The sequence below is a fragment of the Micromonospora psammae genome (assembly GCF_036902725.1).
Lineage (GTDB): Bacteria > Actinomycetota > Actinomycetes > Mycobacteriales > Micromonosporaceae > Micromonospora.
This window is the reverse complement of the sequence record NZ_JBAKHM010000012.1, coordinates 126,283-146,593: the sequence shown is the minus strand read 5'-3', so window position 1 is coordinate 146,593 and position 20,311 is coordinate 126,283. Positions and strand designations below refer to the sequence as shown.

16 protein-coding genes are annotated in these 20,311 nt (G+C 75.1%); 9 read left to right on the top strand and 7 right to left on the bottom strand.

All coding sequences use genetic code 11. The features are described from left to right. Positions 1-47 precede the first annotated feature (47 nt). Both V6U79_RS16665 and V6U79_RS16660 read right to left on the bottom strand, forming a co-directional pair. On the bottom strand, positions 48-1,046 hold the full coding sequence (locus V6U79_RS16665; protein WP_334615144.1) for an aldo/keto reductase family protein: 999 nt from the start codon (positions 1,044-1,046) through the stop codon (positions 48-50). 44 nt (positions 1,047-1,090) lie between these two features. Further along, positions 1,091-6,502: a WG repeat-containing protein gene (locus V6U79_RS16660; RefSeq protein WP_334615143.1), complete on the bottom strand. Its 5,412-nt coding sequence runs from the start codon at positions 6,500-6,502 to the stop codon at positions 1,091-1,093. Between the two features lie 163 nt (positions 6,503-6,665). On the opposite strand from V6U79_RS16660, the gene V6U79_RS16655 reads away from it, so the two are divergent. The 3 genes from V6U79_RS16655 to V6U79_RS16645 are packed head-to-tail and all read left to right on the top strand — an operon-like array spanning position 6,666 to position 9,359. Further along, the gene (locus V6U79_RS16655) at positions 6,666-7,517 is read left to right on the top strand and encodes an ABC transporter permease (protein WP_442933792.1); all 852 of its coding nucleotides are present in this window, start codon (positions 6,666-6,668) and stop codon (positions 7,515-7,517) included. Further along, positions 7,510-8,322, top strand: coding sequence for an ABC transporter permease (locus V6U79_RS16650; protein WP_334615141.1), 813 nt, complete (start codon positions 7,510-7,512; stop codon positions 8,320-8,322). Before V6U79_RS16655 ends, V6U79_RS16650 begins: the two co-directional genes overlap by 8 nt. Further along, positions 8,319-9,359: an ABC transporter ATP-binding protein gene (locus V6U79_RS16645; protein ID WP_334615140.1), complete on the top strand. Its 1,041-nt coding sequence runs from the start codon at positions 8,319-8,321 to the stop codon at positions 9,357-9,359. The genes V6U79_RS16650 and V6U79_RS16645 overlap by 4 nt, the downstream gene beginning before the upstream one ends. Here the strand turns inward: V6U79_RS16645 and V6U79_RS16640 are convergent. From V6U79_RS16640 to nadA, 3 genes are all read right to left on the bottom strand, one after another. Continuing rightward, positions 9,337-9,969, bottom strand: a complete 633-nt coding sequence (locus tag V6U79_RS16640) for a DUF3043 domain-containing protein (protein ID WP_334615139.1) — start codon at positions 9,967-9,969, stop codon at positions 9,337-9,339. The two genes, V6U79_RS16645 and V6U79_RS16640, sit on opposite strands and share 23 nt — an antisense overlap. Before the next feature lie 41 nt (positions 9,970-10,010). After that, positions 10,011-11,366, bottom strand: a complete 1,356-nt coding sequence (gene murA, locus V6U79_RS16635) for a UDP-N-acetylglucosamine 1-carboxyvinyltransferase (protein WP_334531225.1) — start codon at positions 11,364-11,366, stop codon at positions 10,011-10,013. A gap of 214 nt (positions 11,367-11,580) precedes the next feature. Continuing rightward, complete coding sequence (gene nadA / locus V6U79_RS16630) at positions 11,581-12,780, bottom strand: quinolinate synthase NadA (protein ID WP_334531228.1); 1,200 nt, start codon at positions 12,778-12,780, stop codon at positions 11,581-11,583. A 95-nt stretch (positions 12,781-12,875) separates the two neighbouring features. Between nadA and V6U79_RS16625 the strand changes: the two genes are divergently transcribed. The 4 genes from V6U79_RS16625 to V6U79_RS16610 all read left to right on the top strand — a co-directional run bounded on the left by V6U79_RS16625 (position 12,876) and on the right by V6U79_RS16610 (position 16,293). Continuing rightward, on the top strand, positions 12,876-14,012 hold the full coding sequence (locus tag V6U79_RS16625) for a glycerate kinase family protein (protein ID WP_334615138.1): 1,137 nt from the start codon (positions 12,876-12,878) through the stop codon (positions 14,010-14,012). Positions 14,013-14,237: 225 nt separating this feature from the next. Continuing rightward, entirely contained in the window at positions 14,238-14,606 is a 369-nt protein-coding gene (erpA, locus tag V6U79_RS16620) for an iron-sulfur cluster insertion protein ErpA (protein ID WP_179801104.1), read from the top strand. Between the two features lie 206 nt (positions 14,607-14,812). Continuing rightward, on the top strand, positions 14,813-15,790 hold the full coding sequence (locus V6U79_RS16615; RefSeq protein WP_334531255.1) for a carbohydrate kinase family protein: 978 nt from the start codon (positions 14,813-14,815) through the stop codon (positions 15,788-15,790). Continuing rightward, the gene (locus tag V6U79_RS16610; RefSeq protein ID WP_334615137.1) at positions 15,787-16,293 is read left to right on the top strand and encodes a P-loop nucleotide/nucleoside kinase family protein; all 507 of its coding nucleotides are present in this window, start codon (positions 15,787-15,789) and stop codon (positions 16,291-16,293) included. Before V6U79_RS16615 ends, V6U79_RS16610 begins: the two co-directional genes overlap by 4 nt. 19 nt (positions 16,294-16,312) lie before the next feature. Here V6U79_RS16610 and V6U79_RS16605 read toward each other — a convergent pair whose 3' ends face one another. Continuing rightward, positions 16,313-16,537: a sulfurtransferase TusA family protein gene (locus V6U79_RS16605; RefSeq protein WP_334615136.1), complete on the bottom strand. Its 225-nt coding sequence runs from the start codon at positions 16,535-16,537 to the stop codon at positions 16,313-16,315. Next, positions 16,534-17,685: a cysteine desulfurase family protein gene (locus V6U79_RS16600; protein ID WP_334615135.1), complete on the bottom strand. Its 1,152-nt coding sequence runs from the start codon at positions 17,683-17,685 to the stop codon at positions 16,534-16,536. Before V6U79_RS16600 ends, V6U79_RS16605 begins: the two co-directional genes overlap by 4 nt. 168 nt (positions 17,686-17,853) lie before the next feature. On the opposite strand from V6U79_RS16600, the gene ctaC reads away from it, so the two are divergent. Continuing rightward, complete coding sequence (gene ctaC / locus V6U79_RS16595; protein ID WP_334531246.1) at positions 17,854-18,825, top strand: aa3-type cytochrome oxidase subunit II; 972 nt, start codon at positions 17,854-17,856, stop codon at positions 18,823-18,825. 10 nt (positions 18,826-18,835) lie between these two features. Further along, positions 18,836-19,261 carry a cytochrome c oxidase subunit 4 gene (locus tag V6U79_RS16590; RefSeq protein WP_334531248.1) on the top strand — a complete coding sequence of 142 codons (426 nt, stop codon included), beginning with the start codon at positions 18,836-18,838 and terminating at the stop codon, positions 19,259-19,261. The last annotated feature ends 1,050 nt before the right edge of the window (positions 19,262-20,311 follow it).

Below are 20,311 nucleotides of genomic sequence, written 5' to 3'. Positions count from 1 at the left end.
CTGGCCGGTCCGGCCGGCCCCGACGGGCCGGCCGGACCGGGTGGGCGTCAGGGCCGCTGGGCCGGGCTCTCGGTCTTCGCCGGGTCGCGCTCGGTGACCGGCTCGACGATCTCGTCGATCGCCTTCATCAGCTCGGCGTCGAGCTTCACCCCGGCCGCCTTGACATTGTCGTGCACCTGCTCCGGGCGGGAGGCGCCGACGATCGCCGAGGAGACGTTCGGGTTCTGCAGCACCCAGGCCAGGGCGAGCTGCGGCATGGTCAGCCCGGCCTGCTCGGCCAGCGGCTTGAGCCGCTGCACCCGGGTCAGCACCTCGTCGGTCAGCCACTGGGCGATGAACCCGGCGCCCGACTTCTCGTCGGTGGCCCGGGAACCGGCCGGCGGGGGCTGACCCGGCAGGTACTTGCCGGAGAGGACGCCCTGCGCCATCGGCGACCAGACGATCTGCCCGACGCCCAGCTCCTCGCTGGCGGGGACGACCTCGGCCTCGATGACCCGCCACAGCATCGAGTACTGCGGCTGGTTGGAGACCAACGGGATGCGCAGCTCACGGGCGAGCTGGTGGGCCTCGCGGAGCTGCGACGCCTTCCACTCGGATACGCCGATGTAGTGGGCCTTGCCGGCGTGCACGATGTCGGCGAAGGCCTCCATCGTCTCCTCCAGCGGGGTGCTGTAGTCGTACCGGTGGGCCTGGTAGAGGTCCACGTAGTCGGTGCGCAGCCGGCGCAGCGAGCCGTTGATCGACTCCATGATGTGCTTGCGGGACAGGCCGCGGTCGTTGCGACCCGGGCCGGTGGGCCAGTAGACCTTCGTGAAGATCTCGACGCCCTCACGGCGCTCGCCGGCGAGGGCCTTGCCGAGCACCTCCTCGGCGCGGGTGGCCGCGTACACGTCGGCGGTGTCGAAAGTGGTGATGCCGGTGTCCAGGGCGGCCCGGACGCAGGCCAGCGCCGCGTCCTCCTCCACCTGGGAGCCATGGGTGATCCAGTTGCCGTACGAGATCTCACTGACCAGCAGGCCGGAGCGGCCTAGGTGTCGGAATTCCATGCCCCGACCCTAGCCCGACCGGATCATGAACACCGGCCAGCGGGTCAGAGCACCGGGTGGGCGTCGGTCAGCAGCCGGTCCAGCTCGGCGACGACCGCCTCCCGCCCCGGGTGCACCGGGTCGATCAGCGGCTCGCCGCGCCGGTCCAGCGCGCCCCAGCGGCCGGCGCCGTCCGAGACCAGGAACGCCACCGGATGGATCACCAGCGCCCGGTGGGCCGGCTGCACCAGCACCTTGCCGTTGCGGTCCACCACGCCCCGCCGACCGGCCAGGTCCACCACGGCCAGCCCCTCGTCGGTGAAACCGTCGAAGCGGCGGCCGTCGACCAGGGTGGTGGCGAAGCCGTGGTACCGGCCCGGCACGATCATCCGGCCGTAGCGGTCCACCGCGCCCCAGCCGCCGCGGCGCACCGCGGCCACGCCGCCACGGAACGGCCGGACCTCCTCGAAACCCGCCCCCGGCACCACCACGGTGTCCTCGGCGTCGATCGCCATCCAGTCGGCCTCACCGCCGCGCGACACCCAGGCCAGGCCGTCGGCGAAGGCCCGCACCGCCGCGTACGACGGGCCGATCAGGGTGCCGCCCCGCTCGTCGATCAGCTCCCAGCCGGGGGAGTCGACGCGGCGTACCCAGGCCATCCCCTCGTGGAACGGCTGCGCCTCGGCATACTCGTAGCCGAGCACCAGCTCGCCGTCGGCGTCGGCGTACCCCCAGCGGTCCAGGCCGCCGTCGTGCGTGGGCACCGGCGACCGGCGGCCGCGCCGCACCTCCTCCCGGCTCCGGGGGTACGGCCCGAAGCCGCCCCGCGAGGTCGCCCGCGCGTGCACGGCGTCCAGGCCGGTGCGGATCCGTGCGGTCAGCTCCGGGTCGTCGCCGCGGCGCAGGTCGAGCGCCCGCTCGAAGTGCTCGCACGCCTCCATCAGCCGTCCCTGGTCGTAGCAGGACCGGCCCGCGTGCTCGTGCAGCGCCGCCCGCAACGGGGCCGGCAGCTCGGTGGAGTTGGCCTCGGCGAAGAGCCGGTCCGCCTCGGCGAACTCACCCCGCCAGCGGAGCACCTGTGCCAGCCGGGCGCGGGCCAGCGCCGTCCGGCGCAGCTCGCCCGTCGCCTCCGCGTACGTCAGGGCGAGCCGCCCGTCGGCGAGCGCGTCGTCCAGGTCACCGACGATGCGGGAGGCCACCGCACGCAGGCTCAGCAGCCGGGCCCGGGCGCGGTTGTCGAGGGACGCGCCGAGCTTCTCGGTCAGCCGGCGCCGCAGCACCCGCAGCTCGTCCGGGTCGTCGGCCACCTCCCGCAACGTCTCCGGGTCCAGCCGCCACCGGTACGCGGCCAGGACCTGCTCCGGGTCGCCCTGCAGGACGGCCGGGTTCACGCTCTTCGACGCGCCGCCCGGGGTGTCGGTGGCCGGCTTGACCGGCTCCTGGGGAGCGTCCGTGGCCGCCGGAGCCCGCTCCTGCGGGGCGTCCGGGGCCGGCTGGTCCTGCTCGCCCGGGGCGTCCGGGGCCGGCTGGGCGTGTTCCTGCGGGGTGTCCGTGGCCGGGGCCGGCTGGGCCTGGTCCCGATCGGCGTCGGTGGCCCCGGCGGAGGGCTGCTTTCCGGTGCCGTCCATCGGGGTGGCCCCGACCGGGGGCGGTACGGCGGCGCCGTCGCCCGCCGTGGCGGTGGTGGCCCGGTCCTGCTCCCGCGTTCCGGGCGGAGTCGCCGTGCCGGTCCCGTCGGTGGTGAGCCGTTCCCGCGTTTCCTGCGCCGCCGGGGTGGCGACATCGGGTGCGCTCGGCGGCTCCGGCGTCGGCTGGCCGGTCGGCGGCTTCGGCTCCGACGGCGGCTGGCCGGTCGGCTGCTCCGGGATGGCGATGCTGGCCGCTGTGGACAGTTCCTGGTGCGGCGCTGCCGGGGCGGCGGTGGGCGGGCCCGGCTGGTCCGGCTCCGGAGGGCTCTGCGGGGTGACGGCGGGCCGGTCCGGCTCCTCCTGCGGGGTGCCGGCCGGGGGCGGGGTGGACCGCTGTCGTTCCTGGGTGTCCAGCGGCGGCAGTGCGTCCTGGGTGGACGCGGCGACACGCGCCGCGGGCTCGGCGGCGTGGTCGAGCGGCGCGCCGGTCAGGCGGTCGGGCGACGGCGCGTCCGGTTCGGCGGTGGAGGACGCGGGGTCGGCCGTGGGCGGGTCCGGCAGCGGCACTGCCGAGGCCGGCGCCGGGCCCGCCGGTGCGACCTGACCCGCCGAGGACTCGGCCGACGCCGGTCCGGTCCCCGGGTGCGTCGGCGCGGTCTGCGCCGGCGCGGTGTCCGGTCGGGCCGCTGCCGGTTCGTTCCGCGTCGGGGCGGCCGGCGGCGTGACCTGGTCGAGGGGTCCGGGCACCTGCTCCGGGATCGGCGGAGCCGCAGCCACCGGCGCGGGAACCGGGGTCTGCGTCGACGACTCGTGCGGGGCCGGTCGGGCGACCAGCGGAGCCGGTGGCCCGGAGACCGGGGCGGGTGGCCCGGAGACCGGGACCGGTGGCGCGACGGTTCCCTCGTGTGGCTCGAACGGCCGGGCCGGTGGCGCGGAGACCGGGCGCGCCGGCGTCACGGCGCCGGGGGACGCCACCGACGGGGTCGGCGTGACCTGCTGCGCCTCGTCCTCGTCGGCAGGGGCGGCCGGTGCGAGGTCGTCGTCTGACCGCGCCTGCTGTGGGGTGGACACCGGCCGTGCGGTCGCCGGGTCCGGTGCCGCGGCGGGCGGCACCGGGGCCGACTGCCGGGAGGGCGCCGATGCGGTCGTCGGCTCGTGCGAGTCAGCCGACATCGCTGCAAGGGCTGAGGCGGCGGGTGGGGCCGACACCGGCCGTGTGTCGGCCAGCTCCATGGAGCCAGCCGCCGGCGCGGGCGGTGCCGAGGTGGGCCGGGCCGCCGGCACTTCCGGATCGGCGGCCCGGGTCGGGGTCGGGGCCGGGGGAGCCGACACCGGGCGGACGAGCGGCGCGGGGACTGGTGCGGTGGGCGGCCCGGACAGCTCGGTCCGCTGGTCCGGCGGGGACGAGACCGGCGCAACCGGTCCGGCCGGCGCGGCCTCGCGGCCCGGGAACGGGCGCTCCTCTGCCGGCGAGGCGAGCGCCGGGGCTCCGGCCGGGGTCGACGCGTCGTTCGCGACCGGGGCCGGCTCGTCCTTGCCGGTCGGCTCAGTGGTCGCCGGCACCGGCTTGGCCGGACTGAACCAGGCTTCGGCGCTGTTCGGCGCGGACGTCCGCGCCGGCGGCGGCGCGGGTTCGGGCGTCGGGGCCGGTGGCACGTACCGGCGCGGCCGGTCGGGCGTGATGGCGAGCCCCGAGGTGGCCGGCGGGCCGGCGGGTGGCGTCGACGGCTCGGGGCCGGCCGGCGGCGTGGCGGCGGCCGGCGGCGTGGTGGCGGATGGCCCCGAGACGGGCCCGCCGGAGACGGGCCTGACGGAGGCGGCGGCTCCCGAGACCGGCGCGTCCGGGACGCCGCGACCCGGGCCGGACGGCACGGCGCCACGCCCGGCGGAGGCCGGCGGCGCGGTGCCGGGAACGACGCCCGGCGGCGGGACCGGCCGGCCCGGCTGGTGCCCCTGCTGTCCGCGCGGCCCCGCCGCCGGCACGCCGGAGACGGGACGACCGGGGAAGGACCCACCGGAGACCGGTGCTCCGGAGACGGGACGGCCGGGGTAGGGCCCGCCGGAGGTGGGGGCCCCGGAGACGGGTGCGCCGGAGACGGGTGCGGGCGAGGTGGGCGCCCCGGAGACGGGGCGGCCCGGGTAGGGCCCGCCGGAGGTGGGGGCCCCGGAGACGGGTGCGCCGGAGACGGGTGCGGGCGAGGTGGGCGCCCCGGAGACGGGGCGGCCCGGGTAGGGCCCGCCGGAGGTGGGGGCCCCGGAGACGGGTGCGCCGGAGACGGGTGCCGGCGAGGTGGGCGCCCCGGAGACGGGGCGGCCGGGGTAGGGCCCGCCGGAGGTGGGGGCCCCGGAGACCGGGGCGCCGGAGACGGGCGCCGCCCAGGTCGGGGTGCCCGGGACCGGCCGGCCCGGGACCGGCCCGCCGGAGGTGGGGGCGCCCGAGGTCGGCCGACTCGGCGCGACCGGCCCGGACCAGGGCCCACCGGAGGTGGGCGCGCCGGAGACGGGTGCGCCGGAGACGGGTCGCGTCGGCGCGCCCGCCGTGCGCGCGGCGGGGCGCTCGTCGTACCGGGACGGACGGGCGTCCGGGTGGATGTGCGGGGTCGGCTCGGCCGGTCGGCCGTGCTCGGGTCGTGGCTCCGGACGCCGGTCGTCCCGGCCGTGCTCCGGTCGGGCCGGTCCGGTCGGGGGCCGGTGCCCGCCGTCGCGGTCCGCACCGGGTCGCGCCCAGTGCTGCTCGCGGTACGCCTCGCCGGCCGGTGCCGCCTCACGGCCGCGCCGGTCCGGGTACGTCTCGGCGGGCGGGACGGCCTCGCGGGGCCGCCGCTCCGGGTACGTCTCGGCCCGGGCCGCCGCCTCGCGGGGCGGGCCCCACCCGTCGGGCTGCCGTCGCTGGTCGGGCTGCCGTCGCTCGTCGTACCCCGGCTGCCACCGCTGGTCGGGCACCTGCCGGGCCGGGCGGGAGCCGTCCTCGTGGTCGCGGGCGGCCGGCGGGCGTTCCGCGTGGTCCCGGCGCGGCTGCCAGCGCTCGGCCTCGTCCCGGTACCGGGACGGGCCGTCGCGTTCCGCGTCGTCCCGGTACCGGGACGGGCCGTCCCGCTCGGGACGGGCGCGGCGGTCGGCCGGGCCGGGGAACTGGTCGTAGGGGTCAGCGGGTGCACCCCGGCGTCGGCCGTCGTCGACGGGCCGGCGGTCGTACCCGGGGCGCTCCGGGGCGGCGGGCCGGCGCGGCGGCAGTCCCTCGTCCGGCTCGGGCATCCAGCCGGGCTCGGCGCCGCGCGCCGGTTCGGGCCGGGGGCCGGGGGAGACCGGGGTGATGTCGGGCGCGACCCGCCCATGCCCGGGCCGGGCCTCGTACCGGTCGGGGACGCCCCGGTCGCGGTGCCACGCCGCCTCACGGGACCGGTCGTCCGGGCGCGCGTCGACCCGGCCGGGCCGCTCGTCGGGGCGCGCGTCGGAGCGGCCTGCCGGGGCGGCCTGCCGGTCGGTCTCCGGGCGGCGTCGCTCGCGCTTCCAGGTCAGCTCCGGCGCCGGTGGCCGGTACAGGTCGTGGTTGTCGGGTCGCTCGGCCGGCCGCTCGTCGGGTGCGGGACCGCCCCACCGGGGCCGTTCCTCCTCGTGGTCCTCCCAGGACCGGCCCAGGTACGTCCCGTCGGGGCGGGTCGGCGCCAGCGGGGGCACCTCGGCCCGGCCCACCGCGCCGGCGCGTCCGCGGGGCGGGGGCGCGTGCCGGGTGCCGATGTCGCCGGGGTAGCGCTGGCCGGGGAACTGGGGGTGCCACTCGGTGGTCGGTTCGACCACCCAGGACGGCTCGGCCGGATCGTGCCAGCGGTCGCGGTAGCCGCCCGTCATCGGGGGGCTCCGTCGCCGCGCGTGCGCCGCGCCCCGATGCCCGGCTCGCGTCGCTCGCTCACGGCGGTTGTCACCTCGTTGCAAATTGTCGTGCCGGGCGCCTCCGGGTGCCGGTAGAGTCGCCCGATCCGGCACACCGTGGCTGCGGATGGAGGGTAGCGGCGTGGGCTCGGTCACCGCCACTGTGGCACCGCCCACGGACCCAAACGTTATCCGATGGTTTCGGACATTCTGGGCGATATCCCGTGCGGGCTTCCGACGATACGCCACCTACCGGCAGGCCGCCGTGGCGGGCGTGGTCACCAACTCGGTCTTCGGCTTCCTCCGCTGTTACCTGCTGCTCGCCGTCGCCGGGACCGCCGGCGCCGTCGGCGGGTACGACCGCGCCCAGCTCGCCACCTTCGTCTGGGTGGGGCAGGGCCTGCTGGCGGTCGTCCTGCTCTGGGGCTGGACCGACCTGGCCGACCGGATCCGGACCGGGGACATCGCCGTCGATCTGCTCCGGCCGGTCCCCCCGGTGACCAGCTACCTCGCCACCGACCTGGGCCGGGCCGGGTACGCCGCGCTGGCCCGGCTGGTGCCGCCGGTGCTGGTCGGGCCGCTCTTCTTCGACGTCCACCTGCCCACCCGGTGGCCGACCGTACCGCTCTTCGCGCTCTCGGCGGTGACCGCGGTCGTGCTCTGCTTCGGCTGCCGGTTCCTGGTCAACGCCAGCGCGTACTGGTTGCAGGACGTCCGGGGCCCGATGATCCTCTGGACCGTCGGCTCCGGCGTGCTGGCCGGGCTCTACTTCCCGCTGCGCTTCCTGCCCGAGGGCCTCCAGTGGGCGCTCTGGCTCGGCACCCCGTTCCCGAGCCTGCTCCAGACCCCGCTCGACGTGCTGGTCGAGCGGGACCCGCCCGGCACCCAGCTGGGCCTGGTCGCCCTCCAGCTCTGCTGGACGGTGGCGATCCTGGTCGCCTGCCACCGGGTGCAGCGCCGGGCCGAGCGACGGCTGGTGGTGCAGGGTGGCTGAGGTCGGCGGCACGATCGCGGCGTACCGGGCGCTGCTGCGGGCCCAGGCCCGGTCGCAGACGGCGTACCGGACGTCCTTCGTCGTCGACGTGCTGGGCAACGTCGGGTCGACCGTGTTCGACGTGGTCACCGTGCTGGTGATCTTCGGGGTCACCCGGGAGCTGGGCGGCTTCACCCTCCGCGAGACCCTCGTCATGGTGGGGCTCTCCTCCTGCGCGTTCGCCACCGCGGACCTGCTGGTGGGCAGCATCGAGCGGCTGCCCCGCTACGTGCGCACCGGCCTGCTCGACGCGGTGCTGGTCCGCCCGCTCGGCGCGCTGCCCCAGCTGCTGCTGATGGACCTGCCGCTGCGCAAGGTGTCCCGGGCGCTGTTCGGGCTGCTGGTGCTCGTGGTGGCCCTGGTCTCGGCCGGGATCGAGTGGACGCCCGGCCGGGCGGTGCTGGCCGTCGTCGCGCCGCTGGCCGGGGTGGTCTTCTTCGGTGCGCTCTTCGTGGCCACCGCCACCGTCTCGTTCTGGTGGGTCGAGTCGGGGGAGCTGGCCAACTCGATCACCTACGGTGGGCGGGACTTCACGTCGTACCCGGTCACGGTCTTCGAGGGCTGGTTCCGCGCGGCCTTCGCGTACGGCCTGGGGTTCGCCTTCGTCAGCTACCAGCCGGCGCTGGCGCTGCTCGGCCGGACCGACCCGCTCGGCCTGCCGTCCTGGGCGGGGTGGGCCGCGCCGGCCGTCGCGCTGGTCGCCGCCGCCGGCGCGGCCGCGGCCTGGCGCACCGGCGTCCGCCACTACCGGAGTACGGGGTCATGAGCGTCATCGAACTGCGGGGTCTGCGCAAGGAGTTCACCGTCCGGGTCCGGGCCGGCCGGCTGCGCCGGGAAAAGCGGCTGGTCACCGCGGTCGACGGGGTGGACCTGCGGGTGGAGCGGGGCGAGATGCTCGGCTACATCGGCCCGAACGGCGCCGGCAAGTCCACCACCCTGAAGATGCTCACCGGCGTGCTCACCCCCTCGGCGGGGGAGGTACGGGTCTGCGGCCTGCGTCCGGTCGCCGAGCGCACCCGGCTCGCGCTGCGCATCGGCGTGGTCTTCGGCCAGCGCTCGCAGCTCTGGTGGGACCTGCCGCTGCGCGACTCGTTCGACCTGCTCCGGCACGTCTACCGGGTGCCGGCCGGCGCGCACGCCGCCCGGCTGCGCCGCTGCCGGGGGCTGCTCGACCTCGACGCGTTCCTGGACACCCCGGTCCGGCAGCTCTCCCTCGGGCAGCGGATGCGGGGTGAGCTGACCGCCGCCCTGCTGCACGGCCCGGAGGTGCTCTTCCTCGACGAGCCGACGATCGGGCTGGACGTGGTCAGCAAGCAGGCCGTCCGGGACTTCCTCGGCGAGCTGGGCCGGGCCGGGGACACCACGCTGGTGCTCACCACCCACGACCTGGCCGACATCGAACGGCTCTGCCGTCGGCTGGTCGTGATCGACCACGGCCGGGTGGTGCACGACGGCTCGATCGCCGACCTGCACGCCCGCTACGGCTCCCGCCGCCTCGTCGTCGCCGAGCTGGACGCCGCGCTGGCCGCGCCGCCGGAGCTGCCCGGCGCGCCGTTGCACCGGGTCGAGGCCGACGGCCGGCGGCTGGTCTACGCGCTGGAGTCGGCCGGGGTGGCCGAGGTGGTGTCCGGGCTGGCCGGACTGGCGACGCTGCGGGACATCTCGGTGGTGGAGCCGGACATCGAAGAGGTGGTGACCCGGCTCTACCAGGGGCGGGACGGGCCGGCGGCCAACGTCGCCGGGGCGGCGGGGGCCCCTGCCCGACCCCGGTCGGGAGCGGTCAGACCGGGTCGCCGATGTTGACCCGCGGCGCGGGGGCGCGCATCCGACGGAAGGTGATCGACCGCATGATCGCGTAGAGGTAGAGCGACGCCATCCGCTCGCCGCTGTTCGGGAAGCGCTCCCGGACCAGCTTCCTGATCTTGCGAGAGATCAGGATCGAGTCGACCACCACACCGAACGCGAGCAGGCCCCACACCACGTTCGAGGCCAGCCGGATCGCCGGCGGCATCGCCGCGTTCGACCCGATCAGCACGATCAGCGCGCCACCGAAGAACCAGGTGCCGACGGTACGCCGGGAGTCGACCACGTTGCGGGCCAGCAGCCGCTCCGGGCCCCGGTCCCGGGGGCCGCCCTCGCGGCGGAACTCCGCCGCGGCCTCGGCCCGGGCCACCCGGCGCCGCTCCCGCGCCTCCTGCTTGGTCAACGGCTTGGTCGGACCGGCCGGCCGGCGGCCGGCGACCGGCCGCTTCGGGGTCTCCCGGCCCTTGGCCGGGGTGTAACCCCGGGCGGGCGCGGCGGCCGGCTCCTCGGTCGCCACCGGGGCGGAGGAGTCGGGGAGGTCGGCGGACTTGCGGCGAAACAGCGACGGCACGAGGTGAAGGGTAGCCAAACGCCGGCGCCCGGTGCACATCACGGTGCACCGGGCGCGCGGTGGGAGCGGGGCGAGGTCGGTTACGGGCGCTCGACGTGCGCGCCGAGGCTGGCCAGCTTCGCCTCGAAGTCCTCGTAGCCGCGGTTGATCAGGTCGACGCCGTACACCCGGGAGGTGCCCTCGGCGGCGAGCGCCGCGATCAGGTGGCTGAACCCGGCGCGCAGGTCCGGGATGACCAGGTCGGCGGCGTGCAGCTTGCTCGGGCCGGCGATCACCGCGGAGTGCTTGAAGTTGCGCCGGCCGAAGCGGCACGGGGTGCCGCCGAGGCAGTCCCGGTAGACCTGGATGTTGGCGCCCATCGTGTTCAGCGCCTCGGTGTAGCCCAGCCGCTGCTCGTAGACCGTCTCGTGGACGATCGACAGGCCCCGGGCCTGGGTCAGCGCGACGACGAGCGGCTGCTGCCAGTCGGTCATGAAGCCCGGGTGCACGTCGGTCTCCAGCGCCACGGCGTTGAGCTCGCCGCCCGGGTGCCAGAACCGGATGCCGCCCTCCTGCCCCGGGTCGCCCAGCTTCGGCGGGCGGGCGTCGGTGACCTCGTACTCGCCGCCGACGGAGCGGAAGATGTTCAGGAAGGTCATCATGTCGGCCTGCTGCGCGCCGAGCACCTCGACGTGGCCGCGGGTGGCCAGCGCGGCCGCCGCCCAGCTGGCCGCCTCGATCCGGTCGGGGATCGGCCGGTGGGTGTAGCCGTGCAGCTTCTTCACACCCTGGATCTCGATCACCCGGTCGGTGTGCACCTTGATGATCGCGCCCATCTTCTGCAGGATGCAGATCAGGTCGATGATCTCCGGCTCCACCGCCGCGTTGCGCAGCTCGGTGACGCCCTCGGCCATCACCGCGGTCAGCAGCACCTGCTCGGTGGCGCCGACGCTCGGGTAGGGCAGGGCGAACTTGGTGCCGTGCAGCCCGTTCGGCGCCGACAGGTGCAGCCCCTCCGGGGTCTTCTCCACGGTCGCGCCGAACTCGCGCAGCGCCTGGAGGTGGAAGTCGATGGGGCGCGGGCCGATGTGGCAGCCGCCGAGGTCCGGGATGAACGCGTGGCCGAGCCGGTGCAGCAGCGGGCCGCAGAACAGGATCGGGATCCGGCTGGATCCGGCGTGCACGTTGATCTGGTCGGTGCTGGCGCTCTCGACGTTCGCCGGGTCGAAGACGAGCTCGCCCTCCTCCTGGCCGTCGGTGACCTTCACCCCGTGCAGGCCGAGCAGGCCGCGGACCACCTCGACGTCGCGGATGCGCGGAACGTCGAACAGTCGGCTGGGGCTGTCACCCAGCAGGGCGGCGACCATCGCCTTGGAGACCAGGTTCTTCGCGCCGCGCACGCGGATCCGCCCTTCCAGCGGAGTACCTCCGTGTACGACCAGGACGTCGTCGGTCAACGCAACCTCCAGCGCGCGTCAGGTGGTGCCATGTGTCGAGGGTGGGACAAGCTGTCCAGCTACCCGGAACGGCGCCGGGTCAAAACGGCCGCCGTGCGTCATCGCCCCGGCAGCATAGCCCTCGGTGACGGAAATGGAATCGGTCACATCACCAGTGCGGGCACGAACTGGGGTGTCCGGTGCGTATCCGTACCAGCGATGTGACCGAGGGTGATCAAGAGGCGGCGGGCGGCGCGATGACGGCGCCCGGCAGGGCGAGCATCTGGTCCAGCGCCACCCGGGCGTGGTGCGCGGTGTCCGGATCGACCGTGATCTGGTTGACCACCCGACCGGCGACCAGCTCCTCCAGCGCCCAGACCAGGTGCGGCAGGTCGATCCGGTTCATCGTCGAGCAGTAGCAGACCGCCTTGTCCAGGAACATGATCTGCTTGTCCGGGTGCGCCAGCGCCAGCCGGCGGACCAGGTTCAGCTCGGTGCCGACCGCCCACGCCGAGCCGGCCGGGGCCGCCTCGATGGTCTTGATGATGTACTCGGTCGAGCCGACGAGGTCGGCGGCGTTGACCACCTCGTGCCGGCACTCCGGGTGGACCAGCACGTTGACCCCGGGCACCCGCTCGCGGACGTCGTTGACGCTGTCCAGCGTGAAGCGGCCGTGCACCGAGCAGTGCCCGCGCCACAGGATCATCTTCGCGTCGCGCAGCTGCTCCGGGGTGAGCCCGCCGTTCGGCTTGTGCGGGTCGTAGAGGACGCAGTCGTCCAGCGAGAAGCCCATCTCCAGCACCGCCGTGTTGCGGCCCAGATGCTGGTCGGGGAAGAAGAACACCTTCGAACCCTGCTCGTACGCCCACTCCAGGGCCCGCCGGGCGTTGGACGAGGTGCACACCACGCCGCCGTTGCGCCCGACGAAGCCCTTGATGTCCGCCGAGGAGTTCATGTAGGTGACCGGGACCGTCTCCTCGGCGATGCCCAGCTCGGTGAGCACGTCCCAGGCCGTCTCGACCTGCGACAGCACCGCCATGTCCGCCATCGAGCAGCCGGCGGCCAGGTCGGGCAGGATCACCTTCTGCGCGTCCGAGGTGAGGATGTCCGCGCTCTCGGCCATGAAGTGCACGCCGCAGAAGACGATGTACTCCGCCTCGGGGCGGGCGGCCGCCTCGCGGGCCAGCTTGAACGAGTCGCCGGTCACGTCGGCGAACTGGATCACCTCGTCGCGCTGGTAGTGGTGACCCAGCACGAACACCTTCGTGCCGAGCGCGGCCTTGGCCGCCGCGGCGCGGGCCACCAGATCGGGGTCGCTCGGTGCCGGCAGGTCGCCCGGACACTCCACGCCACGCTCGGTGGCGGGGTCGCTGCCGCGGCCGAGGAGCAGCAGCGCAGTGGCGGTGTTGGAGGGTTCCACCCAGGTCGAAGTCACGCCCTCATGGTCCCACAGCGGCCCGGTTGCGCAGCTGTGGCCGGTGTGGCCTGCGGCACTGTCCCACGCCGGTGTGGCCTGCCACACTGCCAGGCATGCGCGTGCTGCTCTGTCCGGACAAGTTCGCCGGCACCCTGGCCGCCCAGGACGTCGCCGTCGCCGTGGCGGAGGGCTGGCGCACCGTCGCCGCCGCCGACGACCTGCTCATCCGGCCGCTCGCCGACGGGGGTCCGGGCTTCGTCGCGGTGCTCGCCGACGCCCTCGGCGGACGCCGGATCCCGGTGCCGACCGTCGATCCGCTCGGCCGGCCCGCCGCCGGTGAGATCCTGCTCACCGCCGACGGCGTCGCCTACCTGGAGAGCGCCCAGGCGTGCGGGCTGCACCTGCTCTCCGCCGCCGAGCGCGACCCGAAGGCGACCACCTCGTACGGGCTGGGCGCGCTGGTCACCGCCGCGGTGGAGCACGGGGCCCGGACCGTGGTGATCGGGCTGGGCGGCTCCGGCACCAACGACGGGGGCGCCGGACTACTCGCCGCGCTCGGGGCCACCCCGCTGGACGGGACCGGCCTGGCCCTGCCGTACGGCGGGGCGGCGCTGGCCGCCGTCGCCGCGCTCGACGGGGCGCCCCGGCTGCGCGGGGCCACCCTGGTCGCCGCCACCGACGTGGACAACCCGCTGCTCGGGCTGCACGGCGCCAGCAGCGTGTACGGCCCGCAGAAGGGCGCCGGCCGGGCCGACGTGCTGCTGCTCGACGCCGCGCTGGAGCGCTGGGCGGAGGTGCTCGAACGGGACCTGCCGGGGTGCCCGCCGGGGCTGGGCGCGCTGCCCGGCGGCGGGGCGGCCGGCGGTCTCGGCGCCGCGATCCTCGCCCTCGGTGGCCGTTGCGAGTCCGGTATCGACCTGGTCACCCGGGCGATCGGGCTGGACGCCGCGCTCGACGCCGCCGACCTGGTGATCACCGGCGAGGGCTCCTTCGACCACCAGTCGCTGCGCGGCAAGGTGGTCGCCGGGGTGGCCGGCGCGGCCCGGGACCGTGGGGTGCCCTGCGTGGTGCTGGCGGGACGGGTGAGCACCGGGAGGCGGGAGGCCGCCTCCGCCGGGGTGACCGAGGCGTACAGCCTGGTCGAGCACTTCGGCGGGGAGGAGCGCGGCGGGGTCGAGGCGGCGATGGGCCGGCCGGCCGAGGGGCTGCGCGCGCTGGGCGCCCGGCTGGCCCGGCAGTGGAGCCGCTGAGGCCCGTCCGCCCCACCCGCCCCGCCCGACGGCGTCGCCGCCCGGCCCGGCCGCTCCGCCCGCCGGCCCGCCGGCGTGCGGCGCGGGTCACCGCGACGGGTCACGGCCCCCGGGTGAGCCCGGCCGCGACGGCGTACGATCGGATCTGGACCACACCGGGAATCACTGGACGACGCGCGACGTTGGCCAGTGCGTCCGGACCCAACCGCGCAGGGAGATTTCCACGTGACCACGCCAGCGCAGACCGAGTCGACCGAGGCCAAGGCCCCTACTTCCGTCGTCCTCACCGACGTCGCGGCGCAGAAGGTCAAGGCCCTGATCGAGCAGGAGGGCCGCGACGACCTGCGGCTCCGGGTCGCGGTGCAGCCGGGTGGCTGCTCCGGCCTGCGGTACCAGCTCTTCTTCGACGAGCGTTCGCTCGACGGTGACGTCGTCACCGACTTCGACGGTGTCGAGGTCGTCGTCGACCGGATGAGCGCCCCCTACCTCGCCGGGGCGACCATCGACTTCGCCGACCGCATCGACGCCCAGGGCTTCACCATCGACAACCCCAACGCGGGCAGCTCCTGCGCCTGCGGCGACTCCTTCAGCTGAGTCGCCCCGAACCCCTGCGACGGGGCCGTCCCTCCCGGGCCGGCCCCGTCGCTCGTTCCCGCGCCCGTACCTGCGGTTGTGGTGCCTTGTCACCCTTCTCTCGCCCTGTGCACCCCACCGGAACTGCATGATCGACCGGACCGGGGATGGGGTCAGGGGCGGGCCGGTAGGCTGACCGCGCCGTGTTCCCGACCCTGAAGGTTGACATGAAGATCGCCGTGACCGGCTCGATCGCGACCGACCACCTGATGAGCTTCCCCGGTCGCTTCGCCGACCAGCTCATCGCCGACCAGCTGCACAAGGTGTCGCTCTCCTTCCTCGTGGACGAGCTGGTCCTCCGTCGTGGCGGCACCGCCGCGAACATCGCCTTCGGGATGGCCCAGCTCGGGCTCCGTCCGGTCCTGCTCGGCGCGGTCGGCGCCGACTTCGCCGACTACCGGTCCTGGCTGGAGCGGCACGGGGTGGACTGCGACTCGGTGCACGTCAGCGAGGTGGCGCACACCGCCCGCTTCGTCTGCACCACGGACACCGACATGTGCCAGATCGCCTCCTTCTACGCGGGGGCGATGAGCGAGGCCCGCAACATCGAGCTGCTCCCCGTCGCGCAGCGGATCGGCGGCCTGGACCTCGTCCTGGTCAGCGCCAACGACCCGGCCGCGATGATCCGCCACTCCGCGGAGTGCCGGGAGCGCGGCTACGCCTTCGTCGCCGACCCGTCCCAGCAGCTCGCCCGGATGGACGGCTCGGACGTGCTCGGCCTGATCGACGGCGCCGACTACCTGATGACCAACGAGTACGAGAAGTCGCTGCTGCAGAGCAAGGCGGGGCTCAGCGACGAGCAGCTGCTGGACCTGGTGAAGGTCCGGGTCACCACGCTGGGCAAGAACGGCGTGGAGATCGCCGGCCGGGAGATCGGCGTCATCCACGTACCGATCGCCCGGGAGATCCAGGCCATCGACCCGACCGGCGTCGGCGACGGCTTCCGCGCCGGCTTCTTCGCCGCGCTGAACTGGGGCGTCACCCTGGAGCGGGCGGCCCAGGTGGGCTGCCTGCTGGCCACCCTGGTGCTGGAGAACTTCGGCGGCCAGGAGTACGAGGTGCGCCGTGACCTCTTCGTGAAGCGCCTCGCCGAGTCGTACGGGGACGCCGCCGCCGAGGACGTGCGGCCGCACCTGCTGCCATGAGTCAGGTACTGGTCGCCTTCGCCGGGCTGCCGGGGGTGGGCAAGAGCACCCTGGCGGCCCGGGTCGGCGTGGCCCGGTCGGCGCCGGTGCTGCCGGTCGACCCGATCGAGCGGGCGATGGCCCGGTTCGGGCTGGTCGGCGACGTGCCCGGGATGGCCGCGTACGGCGCGCTGGCCGGGCTGGCCGAGGTGCAGCTCGGGCTGGGCCTGAGTGTGGTGATCGACGCGGTCAACCCGGTCGCGAGCGCGCGGGGGCTCTGGTACGACCTGGCCGAGCGGGCCGGGGTGCCGCTGCGGGTGATCGAGGTGCACTGCGGGGACGAGGCGGAGCACCGCCGCCGGGTGGAGGCGCGGCTGCCGGCCGAGCCCGACCCGCTGACCCCCACCTGGGACCAGACCCTGCTGCGCCGCGCCGAGTTCGAACCCGTCATCGGCCCCCGGCTGGTCGTCGACACCTCGGTGGACATCGACCCACTCCCCGCCATCCTCACCTACCTCACCTGAGCATCCGCCCCACCGGGGGTCAGTGGGTGCGGCGGACGTCGTAGGCGGGGCCGGGGGTGGCGGCGAGGAACTCCTGGCCGCGCAGGCGGCACCAGGCGGGGATGTCGACGGCGGCGGCGGGGTCGTCGGCCCGGACCCGCAGGACCGCACCGACCGGCAGCTCCGACAGGCGACGGGCCAGCGCGATCACCGGTAGCGGACAGCGCTGCCCCCGGCAGTCCAGCACCTCCGTGGGCTCGCTCACAGCCCCACCACCCCGGCCTCGGCCCGCAGCCCCGCGACGATCCCGGGCAGCTCGGTCAGGAAGCGCTCCACGTCCGCCTCGGTGGTCTCCCGGTGCAGCGAGACCCGGACGTTGCCGTGCGAGAGCACCCCCATGGCCTCCAGCACGTGCGAGGGCCGCAGCGTCGAGGAGGTGCAGGAGGACCCGGAGGAGACGGCGAAGCCGCGCCGGTCCAGCTCGTGCAGCAGCACCTCGCCGTCGACGTACAGGCAGGAGAAGGTGACCAGGTGGGGGAGCCGGTCGACCGGGTCGCCCACCACCTCGACGTCCGGCACCTCCGCCGCCACCCGGGCCCGGATCCGGTCCACCAGCGGCGCCAGCCGGGCCGCCTCCGCCGCGGCGTCGGCCGCCGCCGCGCGCAGGCTCGCCGCCGCCGCCACCACCGCCGGCAGGTTCACCACCCCCGGGGTACGCCCCGACTCCCGCTCGTCGGCGGGCCAGGGCGACTCCCACCGGGTGCCCTTGCGGACCACCAGCAGCCCCACCCCGGGCGGACCGCCCCACTTGTGCGCGCTGGCGGTCAGCACGGACCAGCCCGCCGGCACCGGCGCCCGGCCCACCACCTGGGCCGCGTCCACGTACAGCGGCACCCCCGCCTCCGCGCAGGCGGCGGCGGCCTCGGCGACCGGCTGGACGGTGCCCACCTCGTGGCTGGCGGCGATCAGCGCGGCGAACGCGACTCCGGGCGCCCGCACCGCGTCGGACCAGGCCGGCAGGTCGAGCCGGCCGAGCCGGTCCACCGGCACCGACACCGCCGCGCCGCCGGCCGCGACGTGCCGCTCGGCGGCGTGCAGCACGGCCGAGTGCTCGATCGCCGAGTGCACCAGGGTGGGGCCGGTCCGGCGCCGGCCGGCCAGGCCGCCGAGCACGGCGGAGTGCGCGGCGGCCGTACCGCTGGGGGTGAAGGAGAGCTCGTCGGCGCGGACGCCGAGCGTCTGCGCGGTGGCCTCGCGGGCGGCGTCGAGCAGTTGGCGGGCCCGTCGCGCCGGGGAGTACAGCCGCGCGGGGTCGGCCCAGCCGTCGTCGAGGGCGGCCAGCAGCGCCTGCCGGGCGACCGGGTGCAGCGGCGCGGCGGTGGCCGCGTCCAGGTAGACCGGGGAAGGGCTCACGGCTGCTCACGCTATCGCGCCGGTATGCCCAGGATTCCCCGATGGGGGCGGGAAGTGACCCCAACACGGCCGACCCCCCCATGGTCGAGTAATCTGCGACCGTCGGTGACGCCTTTGCCGTCGGTGTTGAGGGAAACCCACCGCGGCGCGCTAGGGAGGCAGGACCAGGTGGTCGCAAGGAGTTCGGAGGTACGGCCGTCGGCCGTACGGCACAGCGCTTCCCCAGGAGCCGGTGGACGCCGGCGGCGTGGTGCTGGTCGGCTCGCCGGGCTCGGTCTCGGCGGAGCTGCGCTGCTGGTTCTGCTCACCGGGTGTGACGTCGGCAGTGCGGTGGACGGCTTCGGCTGGCCGCAGGGCGGCATCACCCCGGAGTCGCGCCGGATGTACGACCTGTGGATCGCGTCCTGCATCGCCGCCCTCGCGGTCGGCGTCTTCGTGTGGGGCCTGATCTTCTGGTGCGTCGTGCGCTACCGCAAGCGCGGCAACGAGCTGCCGGTGCAGACCCGCTACAACATGCCGATGGAGTTCCTCTACACCATCGCGCCGATCCTCATCGTCTCCGTGCTCTTCTACTACACGGCGGTGGTGCAGACCGACGTGGTCCGGACGACGAAGAACCCGGACGTCACCGTCGAGGTCGTCGCCTTCAAGTGGAACTGGCAGTTCAACTACCGCGACGGCCAGGGCACCGAGGCCAACACCGTCGCCTCGGTGCTGGGCACCAGCGAGGTCATCCCGGTGCTGGTCCTGCCGACGGACCGGTCCATCCGGTTCGAGGAGACCAGCCGCGACGTCATCCACTCCTTCTGGGTGCCGGAGCTGCTGTTCAAGCGGGACGTCATGCCGGGCAACGTCCGCAACGTGTTCGAGGTCTCGAAGCTGCAGACCGAGGGCGCCTACGTGGGCCGCTGCGCCGAGCTGTGCGGCAGCTACCACGCCTTCATGAACTTCGAGCTGCGCGTGGTCTCCCCGGAGAAGTACGACCAGTTCCTGGCGGCCAAGCGGGACGGCAAGTCGACGCAGGAGGCGCTCAGCGCGATCGGTGAGGAGCCGTACGCGCAGACCACCAAGCCGTTCGAGACGCGGCGCAACACCGCCAACTTCAACCCGGACAACGCGTCCGCCGGCGCGGGAAAGTGAGGGATCCGGCATGAAGACTGAGTGGCGTATCTTCCTGGTCATCGCCGCGTTCCTGCTCGGCGCGGCCATCCTCTACGGCGTCTGGACCTACGGCGACGGCGGCCGGGTCGAGTGGGTCGGCACGGTGGGCCTGCTGCTGTCGTTCCTGCTCTGCGCGATGTGCGGCGGCTTCTTCTGGTTCGTCTCCCGCCGTATCGACCTGCGGCCGGAGGACCGCCCGGACGGCGAGATCGCCGACGGCGCGGGCGAGATCGGCTTCTTCAGCCCGGGCAGCTACTGGCCGTTCGGCCTGGCGCTCGCCGCCGCGGTGGCCGGTCTGGGCCTGGTGTACTGGCAGTTCTGGCTGCTGGGCGTCGGCCTGGTGGCGGTCATCCTCGCCGCCTGCGGCCTGCTGTTCGAGTACTACACCGGCACCCGCCGCACGGCCGAGCACTGATCCGACGGCTTTCTTCGTAGGCCCGCGTCCCCACTCCGGGACGCGGGCCTACGCGTGTGTGCGGTCAGGAGCACGCCGGCCCCGGGCTAGCGCCCGCCCCGGCGGTGCAGGCTGGCCGTGCGGTGCTGGGTGGCCGTGCTCATGCTGGTGGCCGCGCCCGTGTTGGTGGCCGCGCTCGTGTTGGTGGTCGTGCCCGTGTTGGTGGTCGTGCCGTGGTGGCCGCGCCCGTGTTGGTGGTCGTGCGGCTTGGTGGCCGTGCCGTGCAGGGGGTCGTGCCCGTGTCGGCGACCGCGGGGGTGCTGGTCGTCGTGCGGTGGAGTGGTCGTTCGGTGCTGGTGGGCGAGCCACGGTGGCGGTGGCGCGACCTGGTTGCTGCGCTTTGGACCTGATGACGTGAATGACTCAACGCCGCGCGTGCGTCTGCGCCTGCGCCCCCGCCCGGCGCCCCGCTGCCGGGCCGCGGTTTGCGGCGTGTCGGGGTGTTCGGCGACGGGGAAAGCCCCACACGCCGCAAACGGTGGCGGTTCGCCTTCCGCGGTCAGGGCGATCGCCATGTGCGTGGTGGTCGCGGCCCCGCCCCGTCGCTGCCTCCGCAACTGCTCTACCGCTCCGTCGCGCTCTGCATGGCCCCGGTTTTCGGCGGGTCGTGCTGTCGCCGGCGTGATCGTCGAGCCGCCGCGCCGATCGTGATCCGCTGATTCGTTTACGACATCAGCTCTAAAGGATCCGCAACAGGGTCGTGGGGGTCCGCATCTCCGCTCCGTTTCCGCTCGGGTTGGGCCGGCCGTCTCCCGTAGGCGCTGTCCGGCCGCGACGGCCGTCGGCCTGGAGGGGCCGGGCTCGGGACGGCCGACGGTGAGCTGGTCCTGACAGCCTGGCCGGGCAGGCGTAATCCCTCGACGGGAACCGCTCGTCGTGGACCAGGGACGAAGGCAGGGGAGGGCCGCGCAGGGCGGGGGCCGCGTAGGGCGGGGCCAGCGTAGGGCTGGGAAGGGCGGGTAGGGCGGGGGAGGGCTGGGAAGTGCGACGTAGGGCGGGCGAGGGCTTGGA